Source organism: Caballeronia novacaledonica, assembly GCF_900258035.1.
Lineage (GTDB): Bacteria > Pseudomonadota > Gammaproteobacteria > Burkholderiales > Burkholderiaceae > Caballeronia > Caballeronia novacaledonica.
Map to the genome: position 1 here is coordinate 1 of NZ_OGTP01000020.1, position 23337 is coordinate 23337.

At 62.9% G+C, this 23337-nt stretch carries 23 protein-coding genes and 1 riboswitch; of the genes, 14 read left to right on the forward strand and 9 right to left on the reverse strand.

The window, feature by feature from the left end:
* Positions 1-70 precede the first annotated feature (70 nt).
* Complete coding sequence (flhC, locus tag NOV72_RS23725; RefSeq protein ID WP_106857005.1) at positions 71-682, reverse strand: flagellar transcriptional regulator FlhC; 612 nt, start codon at positions 680-682, stop codon at positions 71-73.
* Between the two features lie 18 nt (positions 683-700).
* Positions 701-1024 (reverse strand): flagellar transcriptional regulator FlhD, encoded by a 324-nt coding sequence (gene flhD, locus NOV72_RS23730; protein ID WP_106857006.1) that lies wholly within the window; start codon positions 1022-1024, stop codon positions 701-703.
* A 587-nt stretch (positions 1025-1611) separates the two neighbouring features.
* On the opposite strand from flhD, the gene NOV72_RS23735 reads away from it, so the two are divergent.
* The 3 genes from NOV72_RS23735 (at position 1612) to NOV72_RS23745 (ending at position 4267) form a co-directional block, all read left to right on the forward strand.
* Complete coding sequence (locus NOV72_RS23735) at positions 1612-2676, forward strand: glycosyltransferase family 4 protein (protein ID WP_106857007.1); 1065 nt, start codon at positions 1612-1614, stop codon at positions 2674-2676.
* A gap of 277 nt (positions 2677-2953) precedes the next feature.
* Entirely contained in the window at positions 2954-3652 is a 699-nt protein-coding gene (gene aqpZ, locus NOV72_RS23740) for an aquaporin Z (RefSeq protein WP_106857008.1), read from the forward strand.
* Between the two features lie 327 nt (positions 3653-3979).
* Positions 3980-4267: a hypothetical protein gene (locus tag NOV72_RS23745; RefSeq protein ID WP_106857009.1), complete on the forward strand. Its 288-nt coding sequence runs from the start codon at positions 3980-3982 to the stop codon at positions 4265-4267.
* A 26-nt stretch (positions 4268-4293) separates the two neighbouring features.
* Here the strand turns inward: NOV72_RS23745 and NOV72_RS23750 are convergent, their stop codons facing one another.
* Positions 4294-5133, reverse strand: coding sequence for a Cof-type HAD-IIB family hydrolase (locus NOV72_RS23750; protein WP_106857010.1), 840 nt, complete (start codon positions 5131-5133; stop codon positions 4294-4296).
* 34 nt (positions 5134-5167) lie between these two features.
* On the reverse strand, positions 5168-6085 hold the full coding sequence (locus NOV72_RS23755) for a glucosamine kinase nucleotide-binding domain-containing protein (RefSeq protein WP_106857094.1): 918 nt from the start codon (positions 6083-6085) through the stop codon (positions 5168-5170).
* 114 nt (positions 6086-6199) lie between these two features.
* Here NOV72_RS23755 and NOV72_RS23760 point away from each other — a divergent pair, with 114 nt between their 5' ends.
* The 3 genes from NOV72_RS23760 (at position 6200) to NOV72_RS23770 (ending at position 8083) form a co-directional block, all read left to right on the forward strand.
* A complete protein-coding gene (locus NOV72_RS23760) occupies positions 6200-6805 on the forward strand; it encodes a DNA-3-methyladenine glycosylase I (protein ID WP_106857011.1) in 606 nt (201 codons plus the stop codon).
* A gap of 458 nt (positions 6806-7263) precedes the next feature.
* Entirely contained in the window at positions 7264-7689 is a 426-nt protein-coding gene (locus tag NOV72_RS23765; RefSeq protein ID WP_106857095.1) for a hypothetical protein, read from the forward strand.
* A 16-nt stretch (positions 7690-7705) separates the two neighbouring features.
* Positions 7706-8083, forward strand: coding sequence for a hypothetical protein (locus tag NOV72_RS23770; RefSeq protein WP_245933134.1), 378 nt, complete (start codon positions 7706-7708; stop codon positions 8081-8083).
* A gap of 114 nt (positions 8084-8197) precedes the next feature.
* On the opposite strand, the gene rpsU is transcribed toward NOV72_RS23770, so the two are convergent.
* Together rpsU and NOV72_RS23780 are read right to left on the reverse strand one after the other, a co-directional pair.
* Positions 8198-8410 (reverse strand): 30S ribosomal protein S21, encoded by a 213-nt coding sequence (gene rpsU, locus NOV72_RS23775; RefSeq protein ID WP_008351904.1) that lies wholly within the window; start codon positions 8408-8410, stop codon positions 8198-8200.
* A gap of 347 nt (positions 8411-8757) precedes the next feature.
* Positions 8758-9708, reverse strand: coding sequence for an aldo/keto reductase (locus NOV72_RS23780; protein WP_106857012.1), 951 nt, complete (start codon positions 9706-9708; stop codon positions 8758-8760).
* 246 nt (positions 9709-9954) lie between these two features.
* Between NOV72_RS23780 and NOV72_RS23785 the strand changes: the two genes are divergently transcribed.
* The 3 genes from NOV72_RS23785 to fliT all read left to right on the forward strand — a co-directional run bounded on the left by NOV72_RS23785 (position 9955) and on the right by fliT (position 13505).
* Positions 9955-11478, forward strand: a complete 1524-nt coding sequence (locus tag NOV72_RS23785; RefSeq protein ID WP_106857013.1) for a flagellin N-terminal helical domain-containing protein — start codon at positions 9955-9957, stop codon at positions 11476-11478.
* A gap of 185 nt (positions 11479-11663) precedes the next feature.
* A complete protein-coding gene (gene fliD / locus NOV72_RS23790) occupies positions 11664-13190 on the forward strand; it encodes a flagellar filament capping protein FliD (RefSeq protein WP_106857014.1) in 1527 nt (508 codons plus the stop codon).
* Between the two features lie 15 nt (positions 13191-13205).
* Positions 13206-13505, forward strand: coding sequence for a flagellar protein FliT (gene fliT, locus NOV72_RS23795; protein ID WP_106857015.1), 300 nt, complete (start codon positions 13206-13208; stop codon positions 13503-13505).
* 111 nt (positions 13506-13616) lie between these two features.
* On the opposite strand, the gene NOV72_RS23800 is transcribed toward fliT, so the two are convergent.
* Entirely contained in the window at positions 13617-14627 is a 1011-nt protein-coding gene (locus tag NOV72_RS23800) for a sodium:calcium antiporter (protein ID WP_106857016.1), read from the reverse strand.
* An 88-nt stretch (positions 14628-14715) separates the two neighbouring features.
* Positions 14716-14893, reverse strand: a riboswitch (yybP-ykoY riboswitch).
* Between the two features lie 160 nt (positions 14894-15053).
* Between NOV72_RS23800 and NOV72_RS23805 the strand changes: the two genes are divergently transcribed.
* Positions 15054-16649 carry an ABC transporter substrate-binding protein gene (locus NOV72_RS23805; RefSeq protein ID WP_106857097.1) on the forward strand — a complete coding sequence of 532 codons (1596 nt, stop codon included), beginning with the start codon at positions 15054-15056 and terminating at the stop codon, positions 16647-16649.
* 4 nt (positions 16650-16653) lie between these two features.
* Here the strand turns inward: NOV72_RS23805 and NOV72_RS23810 are convergent, their stop codons facing one another.
* Positions 16654-17727, reverse strand: coding sequence for an MBL fold metallo-hydrolase (locus NOV72_RS23810; RefSeq protein WP_106857017.1), 1074 nt, complete (start codon positions 17725-17727; stop codon positions 16654-16656).
* Positions 17728-17832: 105 nt separating this feature from the next.
* Here NOV72_RS23810 and NOV72_RS23815 point away from each other — a divergent pair, with 105 nt between their 5' ends.
* From NOV72_RS23815 to NOV72_RS23830, 4 genes are read left to right on the forward strand one after another with little or no spacing between them, the layout of a single operon-like run.
* Complete coding sequence (locus tag NOV72_RS23815; protein ID WP_106857018.1) at positions 17833-18255, forward strand: MerR family transcriptional regulator; 423 nt, start codon at positions 17833-17835, stop codon at positions 18253-18255.
* A gap of 32 nt (positions 18256-18287) precedes the next feature.
* Positions 18288-20090 carry a bifunctional isocitrate dehydrogenase kinase/phosphatase gene (gene aceK, locus NOV72_RS23820; protein WP_106857019.1) on the forward strand — a complete coding sequence of 601 codons (1803 nt, stop codon included), beginning with the start codon at positions 18288-18290 and terminating at the stop codon, positions 20088-20090.
* Positions 20091-20119: 29 nt separating this feature from the next.
* The gene (can, locus tag NOV72_RS23825; RefSeq protein ID WP_181291151.1) at positions 20120-20890 is read left to right on the forward strand and encodes a carbonate dehydratase; all 771 of its coding nucleotides are present in this window, start codon (positions 20120-20122) and stop codon (positions 20888-20890) included.
* Entirely contained in the window at positions 20883-22076 is a 1194-nt protein-coding gene (locus NOV72_RS23830; protein WP_106857020.1) for an acetyl-CoA C-acetyltransferase, read from the forward strand. The genes can and NOV72_RS23830 overlap by 8 nt, the downstream gene beginning before the upstream one ends.
* Positions 22077-22098: 22 nt before the next feature.
* Here NOV72_RS23830 and ubiM read toward each other — a convergent pair whose 3' ends face one another.
* Positions 22099-23307 (reverse strand): 5-demethoxyubiquinol-8 5-hydroxylase UbiM, encoded by a 1209-nt coding sequence (gene ubiM / locus NOV72_RS23835; RefSeq protein ID WP_106857021.1) that lies wholly within the window; start codon positions 23305-23307, stop codon positions 22099-22101.
* Positions 23308-23337 lie beyond the last annotated feature (30 nt).

Genomic DNA, 23337 nt, shown 5'->3' on the forward strand with positions numbered 1-23337 from the left:
CGCCAGGTCGCGCGCGAGCCGTGGGCGCGCGACAAGTCGTCTGCCTCACAGGCGCACGCGGAAGGGGCCGTCAGACCGGCATACGGAAGTGCTCAGCCCTCAAATCCGATGGCGCGATCGCTACCGCCTCTCCTTCACCCGCCGATTGCCGCTGCGATGCCCGATTCTTGGCGGTCTTCCCCGCCCGCGACGGCGGCTGGCACAACCCACACACATACCCCGCGCGCAAATCGTACGCATGCGCGACAAATCGCCCGCCGCAACGCGTGCAGCTATTGGTCTGCAACATTCCAGATTCGAAATACCGCACAAGCGTCCACGCGCGCGTGAGCGACAACGCGGGCTCATCGCCGTGCAGCTTCAGATGTTCGAGATATAGACGGTAGCTCTTGACGATCGCCTGAATCGTAGACTTCACGTCGCCGTGCGTATCGACGAAGCGGTAAATCGCGTGAAACAGCGACGAATGGATGTTCGGCTGCCACGTCATGAACCAGTCGGTCGAGAACGGCAGCATGCCCTTGGGCGGCGACGCGCCCTTCAGCTCCTTGTAGAGCTTGATGAGACGGTCACGCGACAGGCTCGTTTCCGCTTCGAGCAATTGCAGCCGCGCGCCCAGTTCGATCAGCTCGATCGCCAGGGTGATTTCGCGGACTTCCGCGACCACGCTTTTCGTCGCCATCGGGTTGTCGCGCGCGGCTCAGCCGATCTGCTCGACGGGACTGTCGGCCAGCAGGATCGCCGCGTGGGCGTGGGCGAGCGCCGCGCTCTTGTCCTTGTCGGCGAGCGAGGAGAGCAGCGTGTGATCGTCGAAACGAAAGCGGCACAGCAAATGGCTCGACGACGCCACCTTCACCGCCTGCGCCAGCGTCAGCGAAGTCAGCACCTGCGCGACCTGCGCGGAGAGCCCGAGGCGGTACATCGCCGAAACGCGGTCTTCCTGAAGGAGCCGCTGTGCGAGGAGCAAGTACGACAGATTCACCTCGCGGATTTCCGCGAGCGCACTCGTATTGCCGATCGTCATGTTTTTCCCCGAATCGATACTTGGCTGGTCAGGCCCGGCGGGTGAACGTTTGCTCGAATTCGCAAAGGACAGGCGAATGCGGCCCCGCGCGCGTTGTGTGGTGTCGATTCGATTGTCGCCGATGCCCGCGCCCGCGCCTGTCGGACAACCCTTCCGACACGACGACGGATTTTCGCGAAGATTCATGTAGGAAGATTTCTTACACGCGGGAGCGCGCCGATTGCCGATTGCTCACGATCGAACGCGAATTTTGCGACCCTCACCGCCCGGGACCGTAGATTGCTTACGCATGCCTCGCGGCGTGTTCCACGCTTCGGATCCGTTCAGATCGTCTTCTTCGGTGCAATTTCTGACTTCGTAACAGCACATGTTTCGCGCTGTAACAACGATAAGCGATTGAAAAATGACGTGAAATGCCGCTCTCGATCCCGATAATGGGCAGTAAGGGATAACCCGGTCGCGATGTTTTTCATCTCCGGGCCGATCTCGGGCGGCGTCTACACCTCACGCGGCCCGCCCGAATGGCATGTGTTGAGCGCTCGACCGGAGCGTGACTGCAATGCCTCACCTACATGGAGAGTCACGTTATGCGAATCGCACAAATTGCACCGTTGCACGAAGCAGTTCCTCCGAAATTTTACGGCGGCACTGAACGCGTCGTGTCTTATCTGACCGATGCGCTCGTCGAGCTCGGCCACGATGTAACCTTGTTCGCAAGCGGCGATTCGCAAACCAAGGCGACGCTCGAGCCGGTGTGGCCGCGCGCGCTGCGTCTCGACCCGACCGTCCGCGACGCGCTCGCGCCGCACATGCTGCTACTCGAAACCGTCCGCCAGCGCGCGCACGAATTCGACGTGCTGCATTTCCACCTCGACTACATGCCGTTCCCGCTGTTCACGCAAATGGACACGCCGTTCGTGACGACGCTGCACGGCCGTCTCGACCTGCCGGAACTGCAGCCGATCTTCGACACGTTCACGAAGGCGAACGTCATTTCGATCTCGGACAATCAGCGTGGGCCGCTGCCGCAGGCGAACTGGCTGAACACCGTTTATCACGGTCTGCCGAACGAGCTGCTGACGCCGCAACCGCACAAGAAGCCGGAATATCTGGCATTTCTCGGCCGGATCTGCCCGGAAAAGCGCGCCGATCTCGCCATCAAGATCGCGGCCCAGAGCGGTTTGCCGCTGAAGATCGCCGCCAAGGTGGACAAGGTCGACCAGGAATACTTCAAGTCGACGATCGAACCGCTGCTGTCGCAGGCGCATGTCGAGTTCATCGGTGAGATCAACGAGGCGCAGAAGCCGGAATTCCTTTCGGGCGCGAAGGCGCTGCTCTTCCCGATCGACTGGAACGAGCCGTTCGGCCTGGTGATGATCGAGGCGATGGCCTGCGGCACGCCGGTGATCGCGTTCAATCGCGGCTCGGTGCCGGAAGTGATCGATCACGGCGTGACGGGTTTCATCTGCGAGGACGTTCAGGGCGCAGTCGGCGCGCTGCATCGACTCGACGAATTGTCGCGGACCGAAATTCGCGCGCAGTTCGAGCGCCGTTTCAGCTCGCACACGATGGCGCAAAACTACGTCGAAAGTTATACCGCGATGCTCCAGGCCAAGAAGCGCCCGGTGTTGCGTCAGGTTGCAGTCGGCTAAGACCGCTCACCTGTTTCCCGCCTGATCGAATGCCGCCCGTTTGCCGGGCGGCATTTTTTTCGTGCACGCGCCACGCGTCAATATCGCGATCCGTTTCGCGTTTCTTTATATCGGACAAGGAAGAATCCGAAGTTTCGGGTCAATGCCCGTGAATTGAGAGCCGATCGACCATTTTTGACAGTTCGCCAAAGAGTCCGCGCTTAAACTCCGCTCCGCAAGCGCATCAAGCGTTCTTGTTTTAAATCAACGGCTTTTCTATTTTCACGAAGGCAAAATCATGCATTTGTCGAAGCGTCTCGGCGCTGAAGTTTTCGGTACTTTCTGGCTCGTGCTGGGCGGCTGCGGAAGCGCCGTGCTCGCCGCGGCCTTTCCTCAACTCGGCATCGGCTTCGCTGGCGTTTCGCTGGCATTCGGTCTGACGGTGCTGACGATGGCCTACGCCATCGGACACGTTTCCGGCTGCCACCTCAACCCGGCCGTGAGCATCGGTCTCGCGACCGCCGGCCGCTTTCCGGTACGCGATCTCGTGCCGTACATCGTCGCGCAAGTGATCGGCGCGACGCTCGGCGCATGGGTCATCTACCTGATCGCAACGGGCAATCCGAGCTTCGAATTCGCGTCGAGCGGATTCGCCGCGAACGGCTTCGGCGAACACTCGCCGGGTCACTTCTCGATGGTCGCGGGTCTGGTCTGCGAAGTCGCGATGACGTTCTTCTTCCTGTTCGTGATCCTCGGCGCCACCGACGACCGCGCACCGAAAGGCTTCGCCCCGCTCGCCATCGGCCTGTGCCTGACGCTCATTCACCTGATCTCGATTCCGGTCACGAATACGTCGGTGAATCCGGCGCGCTCGTCGAGCCAGGCGTTTTTCGTCGGCGGCTGGGCGCTCGATCAATTGTGGCTGTTCTGGATCGCGCCGATCGTCGGAGCGATTTTCGCGGGCTTGCTTTATCCGGCTTTGACCCGCCAGAAGTAAGCATCGGCGGTTAAACGAAACGGGCGCGACAGGCGCCCGTTTTGCTTTTTGCGCAACGGCGCGCACCCGAAAGATTAAACAGGCGCGACAAATGTAATGCCGAATTACGCAGCATGCTTATGAATTGTTGCGACTCTAATTTCCCGGCGAATCGGCAAGCTGCGGAAGCCCCGTCCGACAAGGCTTTCGGCGATATCGCCCGCTTGGCTCAGCTTTCCGCGTCCCTTACGCAGCCCTTGCACACCGTAACAAGTCCTCGAAGCATGTAAGACGGCGGACGCTTACATTGAACTCATGCGACGCACGTCGCCTTAAAGGAGAAAGACAATGAAGCGCATCGTCACCCAAATGCTCGTCGCGACCGGCCTTGCAATCGGTGCTGTCGGAGCGGCTCAGGCTCACAGCGATCTGCATATCGGCGTTTCGCTCGGCGCGCCGGCTTACGTTGCGCCGGCTCCGGTGTATGTGCGCCCGGCGGTGCCGGCGTATCGCGCGCCGTACTATCGTCATGAAGAACCGCGCTGGCACGGTGGCTACGGCCACGACTACGGCCGCTACAACCGCGCCGGCTGGAACCACGGCGGTTACGGCAACAACTGGGGCCACCGCGGGTAAGCGGAACCGCCCGCGGCGACAGACGCTCAGTCGGGCGTCTGTCCCGGCGACGCGAGGTCGTCGCGAATGCCGAACAGCTTGCGCAACTGATGCGCGACGCCCGCCTCGAAGTTGTTCCCGACGCGCGGCACGTTCGGCAGACGCTTGATGAGATCGGGATTGGCGTTGTTCATCATGAACGGATGCCCGGCGGTTTCGAGCAGATCGATATCGTTCATGTTGTCGCCGAACGCGACGCACTGCGCGGTATCGATATCGAGCCGTTCCAGCACGAAACGCAGCGCCCGTCCTTTCGATACATCCGATGTCATCACTTCCAGGCAATCCGGCAGCGAATACGTGACGTAGAGCGAGTCGCCGAATTCGCGCTCGAGATTCGCGGCGGTTTCCTTCAGATCGGCCGGATCGCCGATATACAGCACCTTCGCGATGTTCACGCCGTCATGCTCGCGCAGATCCATCACCTCGTACTTGAAGCCCGAGTCCTGGTGAAAGACCAGCAGTTCGGGCGCGTGACGGTCGATGAGCCAGGCGTCGTCGGCGAACAGGTTGACGATGACGCGGCCGTGCGCGCCCGCGATATCCGGCTGCACGAGACGGCGCACGGCGGCGGGATCGAGGTCGCGCGAGTAGATGCGTTCGTCGCCGGGCGCATGCACGCGCGCGCCGTTCGACGTGATCAGATACGCGTCGACGCCGAGCAGATCGCGAATGCCGGCGACGTCGCGGTAATGCCGTCCCGTCGCGATGATGACGGGCACGCCGCGCGCGGCCAGCGTGCGCACGGTTTCGGCGGTGAAGGGGTCGAGCTGGTGGTCGCTGTTCAGAAGCGTACCGTCGAGATCAGTAGCGATGACCGAGTACATGACTGCCTTTGTGGGTGCCGCAAAGCTCGGTATTTTATCGCGCCGAATGGCCGGCGGCCCCGATCTCGTACGCCGCGCGCCGCGCCAGTTCGAGCGCGCCCCCCGCTGAATCCGCGCGCGGCGCCCGCAACCGCTCGCGCAACGCGGCCGGCACGAACGGCTCGTAAGGCGCGGCCAGTCCGCCGCACAGCGCGACGGGCAGCGCGCCCGCCGCATCCAGCGCCGCGACGAGGCGCTCTATTTCGAGTGCCGCGCGCTTGAGCAGCCGCGCCGCGACCGGATGATCGTGGAACTCGAACACGCTCGGCGCGAGTGTGGCGTAAGCGGTCTGGTTCGCGGCGCAGAGCCACACGACGAGACTGTCGCGATCCGTCGCGCCGGTACGTGCGAGCAGCGCGCGCGACCATGCGTCCTCCGACGCGCGCCCGTCGAGCACACGCTGAAGGTGAACGACCGCACGCAGTCCGAGCCACGCGCCGCTGGCTTCGTCGCCGCTCGGGAAACCGTAGCCGCCCGCGATGCGGCAAACGCCCGCTTCGTCCAGCGACGCCGCGATGCTGCCCGTTCCCAGCGCGACGATCACGCCGGATTCGCCCCCGTGCGCGCCGAGCACGGTCGTGTAAGCGTCGCTTTCGACACGCCATGCGCGCAGGTCCGGCGCGCACGCGTGAAATGCCGCGAGCCAGTCCGCGTTGTTCACGCCCGCGAGGCCGCAGCCGAGCACGCAGTTGCGCCAGTCGAAGGGCAGCGCGGCGGCGTCGAATGCGCGGCGGCAGGCGTCGCCGATCGACTGCCACGCACGTTCGACGCCGAGCCCGAGGCCCGAAGGTCCGCCGCTCGCGCGTGCGATTTCGATGCCGTGCGCGTCGGCGAGGACGACGCGTGTGCCGCTTCCGCCGCCGTCGATGCCGAGCAGGAAGCCGTTGAAATCCGATGTCGAAGAGGTAGTCATGGGCGCAAGTTTATCGGCGGTCACGGCGCGCGCCAATTGGCCGAATGGCATAGGTGGCGCGGCGCAAGCGTTCGGCTATGCTGACGCGATCCAAAATAATGACGAGGATTCGCAATGGCAGACACCGATCACACCCGCTGCGCGTGGGCCACGACCGACGCGATGATCCAGTACCACGACGAAGAATGGGGCGTGCCGTCGCGCGACGATCGGCATCTGTTCGAAATGCTCGTGCTCGAAGGCGCGCAAGCCGGCCTTTCCTGGTCGACGATCCTCAACAAGCGCGAGGGATATCGCGCGCTTTTCGCCGGCTTCGACATCGACAAGGTGGCGCGCTTCACCGAAAAGGATATCGAGCGGATCGTGCTGGACGCGCGCATCGTGCGTAATCGCGCGAAGATCGAATCGGCGGTGCTCAACGCGCGCGCCGTGCAGCAGATCCAGCAGGAACACGGCTCGTTCGCGGACTTCGTCTGGTCGTTCGTCGGCGGCAAGACCATCGATACGCCGCGCGATGACGCGAACCCCACGCCCGCCTCCACGCCCGAGTCCGACGCCATGAGCAAGGCGCTCAAGAAGTACGGCTGCAAGTTCATCGGCACGACGATTTGCTACGCCTTCATGCAGGCGACCGGCATGGTCAACGATCACGCAGCCGGCTGCTCGTCGCGAGGAAAACCTAAGACAAAACGCAAAACGGCAGCCAAATCCGCGCATTGACGACATTCTTATGCGGAAAATTTTGCTTTTTGACAAAGACCCTGAGCGCAAAATATGCGTCCTAGGGAAAATCCTGATAGAAGCCGGTTTTTTGCAGTGAAGCATGCGCAATTGCCCGAATTACAAGGCTTTTGCGCGGGTTTTCCGCACTGCACGAACGTACGAGCCGTGTAAAAATGGCGTCCTCGCGTGCGCTGGCGCACCTTTTTACCGGACCGAGCCGCTATAACTGCGGTGTACGGATCGTCCACTGAGTGTAGAAATCCGACGCGAGCAGACGGGCCTGCGAGACCACGGCCCAGCCCGGGAAACCGTCGTGCTCGATGAAGTGCCCGAGCGGCAAAGCGTTGATTCAGGTTGCGCCACATTCGCAACGACGCCGCCGCCTCGTAACACAGGTGCAGGTTCTCGAACATTTAAACGCATGGCCGCTGCGCAGGGGCGCAGGGGAGATGACTATGAAAAGCTTGAACTTCCTGACCCATCAGGAGATTTTCAACGGCGCGGTACAGCATCTTTTCGTGCAAGGACACGCGGCTCTGCTGCCGCATGGCGGCGGCGCGTATCGCGGATACTGCGGCGGCTGTCCTGTCGGCAGCTTCATCAAGCCGCGCGACTACATCACCGCGATGGAAGGCGTGCCCGTTCGCTACATCGCCAAGCCGCCCGAGCAGGTGCCGGCGTACATGGATGCCGGCGTCGCGGCGCTCAGGCGCGCGCTGCTTCGTGCGCGCATCAACGTGTTCGATCCCAATACCGTCGAATTGCTTTCTTGCCTGCAGAACGTGCATGACGTTTTCGGCAAGTGGGAATGGCGCGAGCGTCTGACGTCGATCGCGCGTCAGTTCGGGCTATCCGCCGAGCTTTTGAAAACGGCTGCGTGAAACTGCAGGTGTTGTGATGTTGAGCCCCATGACGATGTTGAGCCCGAAGGACATTTACGAGCGCGTCAGCGAGCACTTGCTGACGCAGCGCGCGGTGTCCGAGGATGACAACGGCTCGTGCCGGCTTCGCAGCCCGGAGGGCCGCAAATGCGCGATCGGCTCGCTCGTGCGCGACGATCTGTACGAGCCGGAACTGGAAGGCGTCGGCATTTCGTACTATCGGCATGCGCGGGACGGCAAGCTGTTGCGCGCGCTCTACGCATCGAACGTGAATGCCTACGATCCGAACATCATCGATCTGCTGATCGAGCTGGAAGAAGTGCACGATTACGCCGATATCGACGCGTGGCCGGAACTGCTTGCGGCGCTCGGAAAGCGCCACGCGTTCGTGTGATCTCGGCAAACGCGTAGTTCGACGTACAAACAAAACGGCGGTGCGCCCTCACGGGTCGCACCGCCGTTTTGCCATGCGGACGAGGATCCGAAAATCCTCGCCAGCAAAAGACGCTTAGTGCATCTTCTTCGGCAGCATCTGGCTGCGCAGGCGCTTGCGCAGACGCGCGACAGCCGCGGCCTTCTTGCGCTTGCGCTCGGTGGTCGGCTTTTCGTACGACTGGCGTTCGCGCAGTTCGGCGATGAGGCCATTGCGCTCGATGGTGCGGCGGAAACGCCGAATCGCGACATCGAACGGCTCGTTTTCTTTGAGGACGATAGTGGTCATGTAAATCCTGAGATTGCTAAACGTATTTTCAAGCGCGCGACGATACGAGCTGCCGCGCCCCGGCACTCCGATCGTCCGCCGGGCACGCAATGGCGCGACGGGCACGAGCAAAGCGGCCACGGAGGCCGGAAAAGAGAGCGTTGGGATTCAGCCGCGGAAGCGGCGTGCGCTTTCGAAAGAACCACACGAAGGCGCGTTTCTGAGCCGTTCGCCGCTGCTTGTTGACGTTGTCATTCTCAGCGGCGAAGGCAGGAAATCGGGCACATTTCTCGATTCGGGCGCGATGTTACCAGAACACCGCGCCACTGCCAACCACTTCGAGCCATCAACTCATTGATGCAACAGATTTATTTCTGCGACGCGCTGGCTTCGTCCAGAAGTTCGATGTCATCGGTGGCGAGTTGGAGGCGCGTCGCGGCGGCGAGACTTTCCAGTTGCGCGACCGACGTGGCGCTGGCAATCGGCGCCGTCACGCTCGGACGCGCGATCATCCAGGCGAGCGCGACCGTTGCGGGCGTGGTGTCGTTGCGCTTCGCGACTTCGTCGAGCGCGCTGAGAATCCTGAAGCCGCGCGGGTTCAGATATTTTTCGACGCGCGAGCCGCGCGCCTTGTGCTGCGTGTCTTCCTTCGAACGGTACTTGCCCGACAGAAAACCGCTCGCGAGCCCGTAGTACGGCACGACCGCGATCTTGTGCTGCTGCGCCACCGGCTCCAGTTCGCTTTCGTAGCCTTCGCGATCGTAGAGGTTGTACTCCGGCTGAAGGATTTGATAGGCCGGCAAGCCCGACTCCTTCGCGATCGCAAGCGCCGTATCGACGCGTTCGCCCGTGTAGTTCGACGCGCCGATCACCCTCACCTTCCCTGCCTGAATGAGCTTCTGATACGCGTCGAGCGTCTGATCGAGCGGCGTGTTTTCGTCGTCGTAATGGGAGAAGTAGACGTCGATGTAATCGGTCTTGAGCCGCCGCAGCGAATCGTCGACGGCCGCCGCGATGTTCGCCGCCGATAACCCGGCGCGCGTGCTCAGCTTGCCGACTTTCGTCGCGAGCACGACCTGATGGCGCTTGCCGCTTTCCTTGAACCACTTGCCGATGATCGCTTCCGATTCGCCGCCCTGATGCCCGTCGACCCAGGCGGAATAGACGTCCGCGGTGTCGATGAAATTGAGGCCGTGATCGACGAACGCGTCGAGGATCGAGAACGACGTGCGCTCGTCGGCGGTCCAGCCGAACACGTTGCCGCCGAAGACGAGCGGCGCGACTTTCAGTTCCGATGTGCCGATGCTGCGTGTCTGCATGTGTGCTCCGAGTGCGCGAAAAGGACGGACCGAAAAGCATACGCGCGAAAGCGGCGCCTTGCCGGGCGAGCCTGCGCCACCTTACGGGTGCATTCATTACACAAATCGTTTGCGCGGGCCTTAAGTTTTTTTCGAGGGGCCCGATAACCACAAGTAGGCGGCCGGCTATCACCGAGCGCAGGACCGCCAGGCAACTCACTCGGTGCCATTAGCCAAAGCCAGATACAGTCTCCCAGGAGAGAACAAATGATCGGTATCAACAGCAATATCAACTCGCTGGTTGCTCAGCAGAACCTCAACAGCACGCAAAGCGCGCTGTCGTCGGCCATCACCCGCCTGTCGTCGGGCAAGCGCATCAACAGCGCCGCTGACGATGCCGCTGGTCAGGCAATCGCGTCGCGCATGACGACGCAGATCAACGGTTTGAACCAAGGCGTGTCGAACGCGAACGACGGCGTGTCGATGGCGCAAACCGCATCGAGCGGTCTGAACCAGATCACCGACAACCTGCAACGTATTCGCCAGCTGGCCGTGCAAGCTTCGAGCGGCTCGCTTTCGAGCACCGACCAGGCCGCGCTGCAGAAGGAAGTGTCGCAGCGTATCGCTGAAGTGAACCGTATCGCTTCGCAAACCACGTACAACGGCACGAACGTGCTCGACGGTTCGGCTGGCAACGTCAGCTTCCAGGTCGGCGCGAACGTCGGTCAGACGATCAGCATCGATCTGAGCAAGGGCGTGTCGGCAGCTCAGCTCGGCGGCGGCGTGCCGCAGAAGGGCACGACGATCTCGACGATCAGCGGCATCAGCCTCACGAGCACGGGCTCGGCGGCATCGGCAGGCACGACGCCGGCGATCACGTCGATCAACGTGCTGGCCGACGGCAACGGCGGCTTCACGTTCACCGACCAGAACAACCAGGCTCTGTCGTCGAGCGTGACGACGTCGCTGTTCGGCTCCAGCACCACCGGCTCGACGACGAATCCGAAGCCGCTGACGCTGTCGGGCTCGGGCGCATTCGCGAAGACGGTTCAAGCAACGGCTCAGGGTACTGCAGCAACCGCTCTCGGCTCGATCAGCACGACGAACGCCGGAACGACCCAAGGCGGCGGCTACGCCACGGCGAACCAGAGCCTCGGCACGGTCACCGGCGTTGCACTGAACGCAGACGGCACGGCGGCAACCGGCGCAACCGCAGCGATCACGTCGATCAACGTGCTCGCCGACGGCAACGGCAGCTTCAAGTTCACCGACCAGAACGGCAACGCACTGAGCAGCGGCGCTGCGGCACTCTTCACGATCACGGCGGGCACGGGCACGGGCGCGGCCAAGACGGGTGACACGCTCGCCTTCACCGCGGGCGGCGCTCTCGGCGCGACCGCACCGACCGGCTTCGGCACGACCAACGAACTGTCGAGCCGCGCGGCGATCGCCACGGCGAACGCGACCAACAACCCGGTGGCAGTGTCGAGCATCGACCTGACCTCGGCGAACGGCGCGAACGTCGCGATCGAATCGATCGACAACGCACTGAACACGGTCAACAGCATCCAGGCAGGTCTGGGCGCCGCACAAAACCGCTTCACGTCGATCGCTGCAACGCAGACGGCTCAGTCGACCAACCTGTCGTCGGCTCAGTCGCAAATCACCGACGCGAACTTCGCGCAGGAAACCGCGAACCTGTCGAAGGCTCAAGTGCTGCAACAAGCCGGTATCTCGGTGCTGGCTCAAGCGAACTCGATGCCCCAGCAAGTTCTGAAGCTCCTCGGCTAAGCATCGCGGCCGACGCTGTAAGCGGCGCGCATCGTCAGTACAATGCGCGCCGGATGTAACAAAGCATCGCATCAGAAGCACGGCAGTCAGCGCACCGGGAGCTCGTCTCCCTGTGCGCGTTTTCGGGAGATGACGCCTCCCGCCCCATTCCTCAACGATCGCGACAAGTAACGAGCGGAGCACACATGACCACCGTAGCCACGACAACGGGTTCCACTGTCGATCCGACGAGCGCCGTACAGCAGGCCGCACAGTCGATCATCAGCGGTTCCACGAACTCGACGATGGACGTGAACTCGCTCGTCAGCGCGCTCGTCAACGCGAAGGTCGCGGGTCAGACCGACGCGCTCAACAACAAGAAAACGTCCGACAACACGCAGCTCACCGCAATCGGTTCGCTCAAGTCGGTGCTTTCGCTGCTGCAAAGCTCGATCGCCAATCTCGCCAACGGCAAGACGCTCGGCTCCTTCACGGCCACCGGCGACGGCAAGGGCCTCACCGCCACGGCGGACACCACGGCGGTCGCGGGCAGCTACGCCGTCAAGGTGACGAACATCGCGTCCGCGCAGTCGCTCACCTCCGGCGTGTTTTCGACGAAAGACAATCTCGGCACCGGCTCGATCACGCTCAAGGTCGGCGACAAGTCGAGCACGATCAAGCTCGACAGCACCAACAACACGCTCTCGGGCATCGTCTCCGCGATCAACTCGGCGTCCGACAATCCGGGCATCACGGCGACCATCGTCAACGGCGCGGACGGCGCGCACCTCGTGCTGCGCTCCTCGTCGACGGGACTCGCGAACGCCATCAACGTGTCGGTCAATGCGGACGACAGCAGCTCGGCGATCAACAAGCTCGCGGTGACGTCGTCGACCACCTCGACCGATCCCGATCCGACCGATTCGACCAAGACCATTTCCGTGCCCGAGCACACCATCATCGATGGCGCCAACGGCTGGTCGCAGTCCTCGGCGGGCGTGGACTCGCACGTCTCGATTGCGGGAACGGACGTCACGAGCGCGAGCAACACGATCAAGGAAGCGGTCACGGGCGTGAGCATGACGCTCACTTCGGACTCCGTCGGCACGACGCAGACGCTCACGATCGGCCAGGACGTCGCGGGTCAAAAGACGGCCATCGACGCGTTCGTCACGGCGTACAACAATTTCATCAGCACGGCGGCATCGTTGACGTCCTACGATGCGACGGCGAGCTCGCAAGGCGCGCTGCTCGGCGACTCGATGATGAACACGATCAAGAACACGCTCGCCAGCACGATCAGCGCGGGCATCGGCACGGGCACGAGCAAGGTCAACCTGGCATCGATCGGCATCACGCTGCAACCGGACGGCTCGCTGAGCACGGACGAAGACGCGCTCACCGACGCGCTGACCAACAACTCGGGCACGGTCGCGTCGCTCTTCAACTCGACCAACGGCGTAGCCGCCACGCTGAACAACAGCCTGACGTCGTTCCTGCAGACGGGCGGCATCATCGATACGCGCACGACCGCGCTCAACGACGACCTGTCCAGCATCGCCGATCAGCAGACGCAGCTCACCGCGTACACGCAGCAACTGACGACGAGCTACAACGACCAGTTCACGGCACTCAACACGCTGATGTCGAGCATGGCGACGCAAGCGAGCTATCTGACCGCGCTCTTCGGCGGCACCAACAGCGCGGGCGCGCTGGCGACGAACTCGAAGTAAAGGCGGAGACGCAACATGAACCAGCAGGAAGTGATTGAAAACGCCTGGTCGCTGAGCGAGGCGATCGAAGAAGCGGTGAGCAACGGCGACTGGGCGCGCGCCGCCGAACTCGACGAAGCGCGCGCTCCGTTCGTGATGGCGCTGCAAGGCGAACAAACGGCGGACGCGCTTGCGATCATCCGCAAGATTCAGGCGAGCATTCAGTCAGTCGCCGCGCGTGTCCAGACGGCGCAGACGACGCTGGCGGCAACGTATCGCCGTTCGATGGACGGCGCCAAAGCCGCGAGCCGCTACCATCAGGCCGCGCGCTTCTAAAGTTTCCCGCGCAAGCGCCGATAACTCTTCCAAGAACAACAAGAAAGACGCGCTGAATTTCTGGCGCGCTGCTTCGCTCTTGATGCCCGCTTCGGCGGGCATTCTTATTTCTCAGCGCCCGAGCGTCAACACGAGATAGGCCGCATACAGCACGCCGTTGCCGAGCAGCGCCCACAGCACGACGCCGTTTTCCTTCGCGTTCAAGCGCAGCCACGCCGCCGCCGCGAGCGTGATGAGCACGCCGGTCAGCACCTCGACGCGCGGCTCCCACGGCGTCAGCATGATGCCGATGCCCGGCAGCAACGTCCCTTGAAACACCATCGCTCCGGTGATGTTGCCGAACGCGAGCGTGTCCTTCCCTCTGCGCGCCCACAAAATGCTGTTCACCTTCTCGGGCAATTCCGTGGCGATCGGAATGATGATGAGCGACAGCAACAGCGGCGAAATCCCCAGCGCGTGCGATACGCCTTCGACGCCGTGAATGAATCCCTTCGCGCCGCCGACGAGCAACACGATGCCGAAGAGAAACTGCAACATGATCGAACCGAGCGACGTCTTCAAACCGAGCCGCGACGCGAACAGGGCCTCGGGCGCTTCGGTCCCGTGCCCGCCCTCGACGAGCTTCGCCGAAGCCCTGAACGTCGAAATCACATAAACGACATACACGCCGACGAGACCCGCCGCGAATAACGCCCGCACCTGCCACGCATGATGCGGCACGAACATCGCCGCGCACGCAATCAGGAACGCACACAGGAAGAAGTTGAGATCGCGCGTGAAGCCGCTGCGCTCCGGCGTGATCCGGCCACGCAAGCCACGCGACTTGAGAATCGCGACGGTCATGAGGCACGTGGAAAGCGTCGCGAGCATCAGCGGCGCGCCGAGAATCGCGCCGACGCCGATCTCTTCGTTCACTGCACGGCTCGATGTGCCGCCGAGCAGCGCGATGATCGGCACCGTGGTCTCCGGCAATGCCGTGCCGACGGCAGCGAACAGCGATCCGGTCACGCCTTCGGAAATGCCGAGCCGTTCGCCGAGATGTTCGAGTGCATTCGTGAAAAGCTCTGACGCGATCAGAATGATCGCGAGCATCAACGCGAGTTCGAGAAACAGCATCGTCATGCGGCACCTCGCATCGAAGCATGCGACGAGTGCGCAAGCGTGCGCGAAAGACGGGGATGTTGTAGTTGTGGGGACATGATGATTCCACGGCCGGACGTGAAGCGAACCACGATGCGCCATGCGCCGTCCGACCAGGAACGACATGGCGCATCGATGGTCTCGCCAAACCGTTCCGGTCGAACGCGCCACGGCAGCAGGGCCGAGGATGTTGACGCGTTCTCCTTCGATCACGAAGGAAGGCTACTCCCCAAAGACGGCGCAAGTGTAGCCCGGCGCGCTCGTTTTCGGCAAGCCGCGAATAAGCGTATGCCGATCGAATCGTTGTCGGCATCGGAGGGATTCGCTACGCTAGCCGCGCCGGGCGCGTCGCTTGCTGCGTGCGCCCAAGCTCATCCACGAACAAAAATGAAGGTCACGGGAGATCTCATGCGCCTGAAACTCTTCGCCGCGGCAGCGGCATTAGCATGCTTGGCCGCGCCGACCATCGCGATGTCCAAGCCGCTCACGGTCTGCACCGAATCGAGCCCGGACGGCTTCGATGTCGTGCAGTTCAATTCGCTCGTGACGACCAACGCGTCGGCGGATGTCATCTTCAATACGCTCGTCTCTTACGACGAAGCCGCGAAGAAAGTCGTGCCCTCGCTCGCGGACAAGTGGGACGTGAGCAGCGACGGCCTGACCTACACGTTCCATCTGCGTCCGAACGTTCAGTTTCAGACGACCGATTACTTCAAGCCGTCACATTCGCTCGATGCCGACGACGTCGTCTTCACGTTCGAGCGCATGCTGTCGGACAGCAATCCGTGGCACAAGGTCGCCGGCGCGAGCGGCTTTCCGCACGCGCAGTCGATGGGCCTCGTGAAGCTCATCAAGGCCGTATCGAAAGTCGATGACCATACCGTGAAATTCGAGCTTAACGAACCGAACGCGACCTTCGTGCCGATTCTCACGATGGGCTTCGCTTCGATCTATTCGTCGGAATACGCGGACAAGCTGCTGAAGGCGAACCAGCAAACCGATCTGAACAGCAAGCCCATCGGCACCGGGCCGTTCATGCTGAAGAGCTATACGAAGGATTCCGTGATTCGCTACGACGTCAACCCGGCGTACTGGGGCCCGAAGCCGAAGATCGACCGCCTGATCTATGCGATCACGCCGGATGCGTCCGTGCGCGCGCAGAAGATCAAGGCGGGCGAATGCCAGATCGCGCTGTCGCCGAAGCCGCAGGATGTGCTCGACGCGAAGAAGGACAAGTCGCTGAAAGTGAGCGAAGCGCCCGCGTTCATGACGGCGTTCGTCGCGCTCAATACGCAGAAGAAGCCGCTCGACAACCCGAAGGTGCGTCAGGCGATCAACATGGCGTTCGATCGCACGACGTACATGAAGACCGTGTTCGACAACACCGGCACGCCCGCCGTGAATCCGTATCCGCCGAACACGTGGAGCTACGACAGGAACATCGCGGCGTACAAGTATTCATCGGCGGATGCGAAGAAGCTGCTCGCCGACGCGGGCTTCCCGAACGGTTTCGACACGACGATCTGGGTGCGCCCGAACGGCAGCGTGCTGAATCCGAATCCGAAAGCCGGCGCCGAACTGCTGCAAGCCGACCTCGCGAAGATCGGCGTGAAGGCGCAGGTCAAAGTGATCGAATGGGGCGAACTGATCAAGGAAGCGAAACAAGGTCAGCACGACATGCTGTTCATGGGCTGGGCCGGCGACAACGGCGATCCGGACAACTACATGTCGCCGCTCTTCAGTTGCAACGCGGTGAAGTCGGGCATCAACTTCGCGCGCTATTGCGACAGCCGGCTCGACAAGCTCATCGCCGACGGCAAATCGACCGCCGATGTCGCGCAGCGCACGAAGGCGTATGTCGATGCGCAGAAGATCATCCACGATCAGGCGCTGTGGATTCCGCTCGTCTATCCGACGGCTGCGGCGCTCACGCGTGCGAACGTTGGCGGCTATAGCGTGAGTCCGTTCGGGCGCGTGAATTTCGGCGCGGTTTCCGTACAGTGATGAATCAAACCGGCGAGAAGCGGATCACACCGTCATCGCCGGTCTTGCGTTTCAACGTTCCATCGAGCCAGAGCAAGTTCAGATGCGCGAGCGCTTCGCCGAGCGCGAACGTCATCTGATGAATGTCGAGCTTGCGCTTGAACATGATCGGCACGATATCGGCGGCGCTGCACGGTTTTTCGGCGCACGCTTCACGCACTTCCGCCAGCCGCGCACGATGATGCTCGCGCAGTTGCCCGATGCGCGTCTGCACGCCGCGAAACGGCTTGCCGTGCGACGGCAGCGCGAGCGTATCGGCGGGCATCGTTTCATAACGTCCGAGCGATTCCAGATACAGCGCCAGCGGATTGCCTTCCGGCTCGACCGCGAACACGGACACGTTCGTCGAGATGCGCGGCAGCACCATGTCGCCGGAAATGAGCAGCTTGTCGGCCGCGCAGAAGAGCGCGCTGTGCTCCGGCGAATGGCCGTAACCCGACACCACTTGCCAATTGCGCATGCCGATGCGGATGACGTCGCCGTTACGGATGCGCCGATATTCCGCCGGAATCGACGGCACGAGCGTCGGGTAATAGCTGTCGCGGCGGCGCAGCGCATCGAGCGAGGCTTCGTCGGTCAGGCCGTGCGCCGCGAAATGCGCCGCCGCGCGCTCGCCGCCGGCGTTGGAACTGTCGCCCGCGGCCATCACGCGGCCCATCGCGTATTCGCCTAGCGAAATCCACAGGCGCACGTTCCAGCGCTTTTTGTCGCCGCCCTGGCAGATCCAGTCGGCGAGGCCCAGATGGTCCGGATGGCAATGCGTGACGATCACGCGCAGCACGGGCAAGCCATCGAGCACGGACTCGAACACGCGCTCCCAGTTCGCGCGGATCGTGTCGCTCGAAATGCCGCAATCGACGACGGTCCAGCCCTTCACGCCGTCGATCTCGTCGGCGAGCAGCCAGAGATTGATGTGATCGAGCGCGAACGGCAACGGCATGCGCAGCCAGAACACGCCCGGCGCCACTTCCTTGACGCCGCCCGATTCCGGCAGTGCGTCGGCGAAGACATATTCGAGCTCGTGTTCGAGTGTGTTCATTCGGTGCATGCCTCCGGGTTTGCGCCGCGTTGCAATTTGGCGAAGTTGACGATAACGTAAACGTCCATTCTAACGTTGCGCGCGCATTTGCGCTGCCGGCCCGCGATGACTCAGCCGACGCACTACACCATCACCGAACTGGCGCGCGAATTCGACATCACGCCGCGCGCGATCCGCTTCTACGAAGATCAGGGCCTGCTCGCGCCGAAGCGCGAAGGCTCGAACGGCCTGCGGCGGGTGTATTTGCCGCGCGACCGCACGCGCCTCAAGCTCACGCTGCGCGGCAAGCGGCTCGGCTTCACGCTGTCGGAAATCCGCACGCTGCTCGATCTCTACGATTCGCCCACCGGCTCGGCCACGCAATTGCAGGCTTTCGTCGACACGATCGCGGCGCATCGCGAAGTGCTCGAACGCCAGCTCGAAGACCTGAACACGACGCTCGCCGAACTCGCCGCCTACGAGGAACAAGGCCGCGCGCTGATCGCAGCAGGAACCGAAAAGCGCGCACGCAAGCCCAAAGCGGCATGACGTGACCGCCCCACACGAAGCGCAGGGTCGACATGAATCATTTCCCCAAGCTGCTCTCGTCGCAAATCGGCTTCGATGTCGCGCAGACGATACTCGAAGGCTTCGAGCATCATTACCGCGTGTTCCGCGAAGCCGCGATCGGGGCGAAGAGTCTGTTCGAGCGCGGCGAATGGCATGCGTTGCAGCAACTGGCGCGCGACCGCATCGCGTCGTATGACGATCGCGTGAAGGAATGCGTCGCGTCGCTCGAAGACGAATACGACGCCGAGAACATCGACGACGACGTGTGGCAGCAGATCAAGCTGCATTACATCGGCTTGCTGACGACGCACCGGCAGCCCGAATGCGCGGAGACGTTCTTCAATTCGGTGTGCTGCAAGATTCTGCATCGCTCGTACTTCAACAACGATTTCATCTTCGTGCGCCCGGCGATCTCGACCGAATACATCGAGAACGACGAACCCGCCGCGAAACCCACGTATCGCGCGTATTACCCGCAGAAAGACGGCCTCGCCGCGACGCTCGAACGCATCGTCACGAACTTTCAGCTCGAACCGCCGTTCGAGGACTTGCAGCGCGACGTGCAATGCGTGATTCAGGCAATGCGCGACGCCTTCGGGGACATCACGCCCGCGCCGAATTTCCAGATTCACGTGCTGTCGTCGCTGTTCTTCCGGAACAAGGCGGCGTATGTCGTCGGGCGCGTGATCAACGGCGATGCGCTGCTGCCCTTCGCCATCGCGATCCGGCACCCGAAGCCCGGTCTGCTCGCGCTCGACACCGTGCTGCTGTCGCGCGAGCAGGTGCTTATCATCTTCAGCTTCTCGCACTCGTATTTTCTGGTCGACATGGAAGTGCCGTCGGCGTTCGTGCAGTTTCTGAGCACGATCATGCCGCGCAAACCGAAGGCCGAAATCTATACGTCCGTCGGCTTGCAGAAGCAGGGCAAGAACGATTTCTATCGCGACCTGCTGCATCACCTTTCGCATTCGAGCGACAGGTTCATCATTGCGCCCGGCATCAAGGGGCTCGTGATGATCGTCTTCACGCTGCCGTCGTTTCCTTATGTGTTCAAGCTCATCAAGGACGCGTTTCCGCCGCCCAAGGAAACCACGCGCCAGAAGATTCAGGACAAGTATCAGCTCGTGAAACGTCACGACCGCCTGGGCCGCATGGCCGACACGCTCGAATACTCGAGCGTCGCGCTGCCCGTCGCGCGTCTCGACGATGCGCTCATCCGCGAACTGGAGAAGGAAGCGCCGTCGATGATCGAGTACGAAGGCGACAATCTCGTCATCAGGCACGTGTATATCGAGCGGCGCATGATGCCGCTGAATCTCTTCCTGAGAGACGGAAGCGATGACGAAATCGATCACGGCATCAAGGAGTACGGCGACGCGATCAAGCAATTGATCCAGGCCAACATCTTTCCCGGCGACATGCTGTACAAGAACTTCGGCGTGACGCGGCATGGGCGCGTGGTGTTCTACGACTACGACGAAATCGAGTATCTGACCGATTGCAACGTGCGCCGCGTGCCGCCGCCGCGCAACGAGGAAGACGAGCTGTCGGGCGAGCCGTGGTATACCGTCGGGCCGCACGATATCTTTCCCGAAACGTACGGCACGTTTCTGCTCGGCGATCCGCGCGTGCGCGCGGCTTTCATGCGCCATCACGCGGATTTTTTCGATCCCGCGCTCTGGCAGCGTTACAAGGAACAACTGCAGCGCGGCGAACTTGCCGATTTCTTTCCCTATGACCGGGACGTCCGATTCTGCATCCGTTATCCGGAGCGCTTCGACGAGTCCGGCCGACACGACGCGCGCGCCGCCTGAGCGCACGCGCGATTGCATTGACTATCGACATGAACTCAAGCAACGACAACAATCCCCTCGCCCATCTGTTCGCGAACAACCAGAACTGGGTTGCGCACAAGCTCGACGAGGACGCCGAGTTCTTCCAGCGCCTCGCGCATCAGCAAACGCCGGAATATTTGTGGATCGGTTGCGCGGACTCGCGCGTGCCCGCCAACGAAATCATCGGCCTGCCGCCGGGCGAAGTGTTCGTGCACAGAAACATCGCGAACGTGGTCGTGCACTCGGACCTCAACTGTCTTTCGGTGATCCAGTTCGCCGTCGATCTGCTGAAGGTGAAGCACATCATGGTCGTCGGCCATTACGGCTGCTCGGGCGTGGGCGCGGCGCTCGTCGGGCGGCGCGTCGGCCTCGCGGACAACTGGCTGCGCCATGTCGAAGACGTGCGCGAGAAGCACGCCGCGCTGCTCGACGAATGGCCGATGGGCGACGCGCGTCACCGCCGTCTCGTGGAACTGAATACGATCGAGCAAACCATCAACGTGTGCCGCACGACCGTCGTCAACGATGCATGGGCGCGCGGGCAGGAACTCACCGTGCACGGCTGGACCTACGGCGTGCACGACGGCCGCCTGCGCAACATGGGCATGATGATCAGCGCGCCGGACGAGATCGATCCGGTGTACCGGTCATGCGTTGCCGCGATGACACGCAGCGGCGCGCATTCCGCGGAGAACGATGTACTCGCGTCCGATGCGGCGCGTCTGGGCGATATTCCCGCCGTTATTCAAGGCGTCATCAAGGAGCTGAAACATGAGTGAGACACAAACGGATTCCGTCGTCATCGTCTCGGCGGCGCGCACGCCGATGGCCGCGTTTCAAGGCGATTTCGCCTCGCTGACCGCGCCGCAGCTCGGCGCCGCGGCGGTCAAGGCCGCAGTCGAGCGCGCGGGCGTGAAACCCGAACAGATCGACGAAACGATCATGGGTTGCGTGCTGCCCGCCGGACAAGGCCAGGCGCCCGCGCGTCAGGCCGCGCTCGGCGCGGGGCTGCCGCTCTCGACCGGCTGCACGACGATCAACAAGATGTGCGGCTCCGGCATGCGCGCCGCGATGTTCGCGCATGACATGCTGCTGGCCGGATCGGTCGATGTGATCGTCGCGGGCGGCATGGAAAGCATGACGAACGCGCCGTACCTTCTGCCCAAGGCGCGCGGCGGCATGCGCATGGGCCACGGTCAGGTGCTGGATCACATGTTCCTCGACGGCCTCGAAGACGCCTACGAGAAGGGCCGCCTGATGGGCGCGTTCGCGGAGCAATGCGCGTCGTCGTATGCGTTCTCGCGCGAGTCGCAGGATGCGTTCGCGGTCGAATCGCTGCGGCGCGCGCAACGGGCGAACGAAGACGGTTCGTTCAAGTGGGAGATCGCGGCGGTCACCGTGCAGGGCAGGAAAGGCGACACCGTGATCGACCGCGACGAGCAGCCGTTCAAGGCCAACATCGAGAAGATTCCGTCGCTCAAGCCCGCGTTCGCGAAGGACGGCACGGTGACGGCGGCCAATTCGTCATCGATTTCGGATGGCGCGGCGGCGCTCGTGATGATGCGCGAATCGACCGCCAGGCGGCTCGGCGTGAAGCCGATTGCGCGCGTCGTCGGGCACAGCACGTTTGCGCAGGAACCGGCGTTGTTCACGACCGCGCCCGTCGGTGCGATCAAGAAGTTGTTCGAGAAGAACGGCTGGCGCGCGAACGACGTCGATCTGTACGAAATCAACGAAGCGTTCGCCGTCGTGGCGATGGCCGCGATGCGCGAGCACGATCTGCCTCACGACAAGGTCAACGTGAACGGCGGCGCGTGTGCGCTCGGACATCCGATCGGCGCGTCGGGCGCGCGAATTCTCGTGACGCTGCTCGGCGCGCTGAAGACGCGCGGATTGAAGCGCGGAGTGGCGACTTTGTGTATCGGCGGCGGAGAAGCGACGGCGATGGGCGTCGAGCTGATCTGAACGTCGTCTTTGCGCGGGGCGATTACCGCGGCGCCCCCGCCAGCGACATCGCCACCGCGCGCTTGAACGGCGGGAATCGTTCGCCGATGCGCAACATCGCGTCACGCGCGATCCGCGCGGGGAACGAGTCGCGCGTGTAGATTTCGGTGATGAGCCGCGTGATCAGATAAAGCGGCCGCGTCTCCTGCCGATGCTTCTGCTCGTATCGCGCGAGCAGCGCATCGCCGGCGATATCGCGTCCCGCCGCGCGCGCATCGCACAGTCCGCGCGACAGCATCTCGATGCCGGCCAGCCCGAAATTGAAGCCATGCGCCGTGACCGGATGCATGCCGACCGCCGCATCGCCGACGGTCGCGAAACGCTTCGCCACGAATCGCTTCGGATACACCGACACCAGCGGATAAACATGCCGCGTCGTGCGCAACGTCATCGTGCCGAGCCTTCGCTCGAAACGGCGCTCGATTTCGCGATTGAACGCATCGGCATCGAGCGCGTTCAACCGTTCGGTGTCGCGCGCGTCGAGCGTCACCACGACCGACGACCGGTGCGCGCCCGTCTCCGGATCCGGATTCATCGGCAGCAGGGCGAGCGTCTGCCCATGGCCGAACCATTCCCACGCCGCGTGGGCGTGCGGCGCATCGTGCGTCATGCAGCACACGAGCATCGACTTGCCGAAATCGTGCATGTCGGCGGCGATGCCCGCCATGCGGCGCGTCGCGGAGAAACGGCTGTCCGCCGCGACGACCAGTTGCGCCGCGATCGTCTCGCCGCTTTCGAGCCGCACGCGCGCGCCGCGGGCATCGGTATCGATATCGATCACGCGCTCCGACGCGACGACGCGCATGTCCGCGCCCGCCGCGCGGCGATGCTCGAACGCGTCGAACGCCGCGCGCCGGATCAGATGATTCGACACGAGCCAGCCGAGTTCCGCATGGCCCGAGAGCGCATGGCCGATCTTCAGCGCGAACGGCGACGAGCCGTTGAGAATGCGCGCGTCCGCGAGCGGCGATTTCGCGTGCGCGTCGATGCGCTCCCACACGCCGAGCGTCTTCAGAAACGCGACGGACTTCTGCGTCAGCGCGATCTCGCGTCCGTCGAACGCGGGCTCGCGCAGCGCGTCGTGGCTCTGCTGTTCGACCAGCACGATCGACAGACACGCGCCGCTCATCGCATTCGCCAGACACAAACCCGCCGGCCCCGCGCCGACGATCACGATATCCGCATGCACCATTTTTTCCGGTCTTACTTGTCTGAAAGCGCA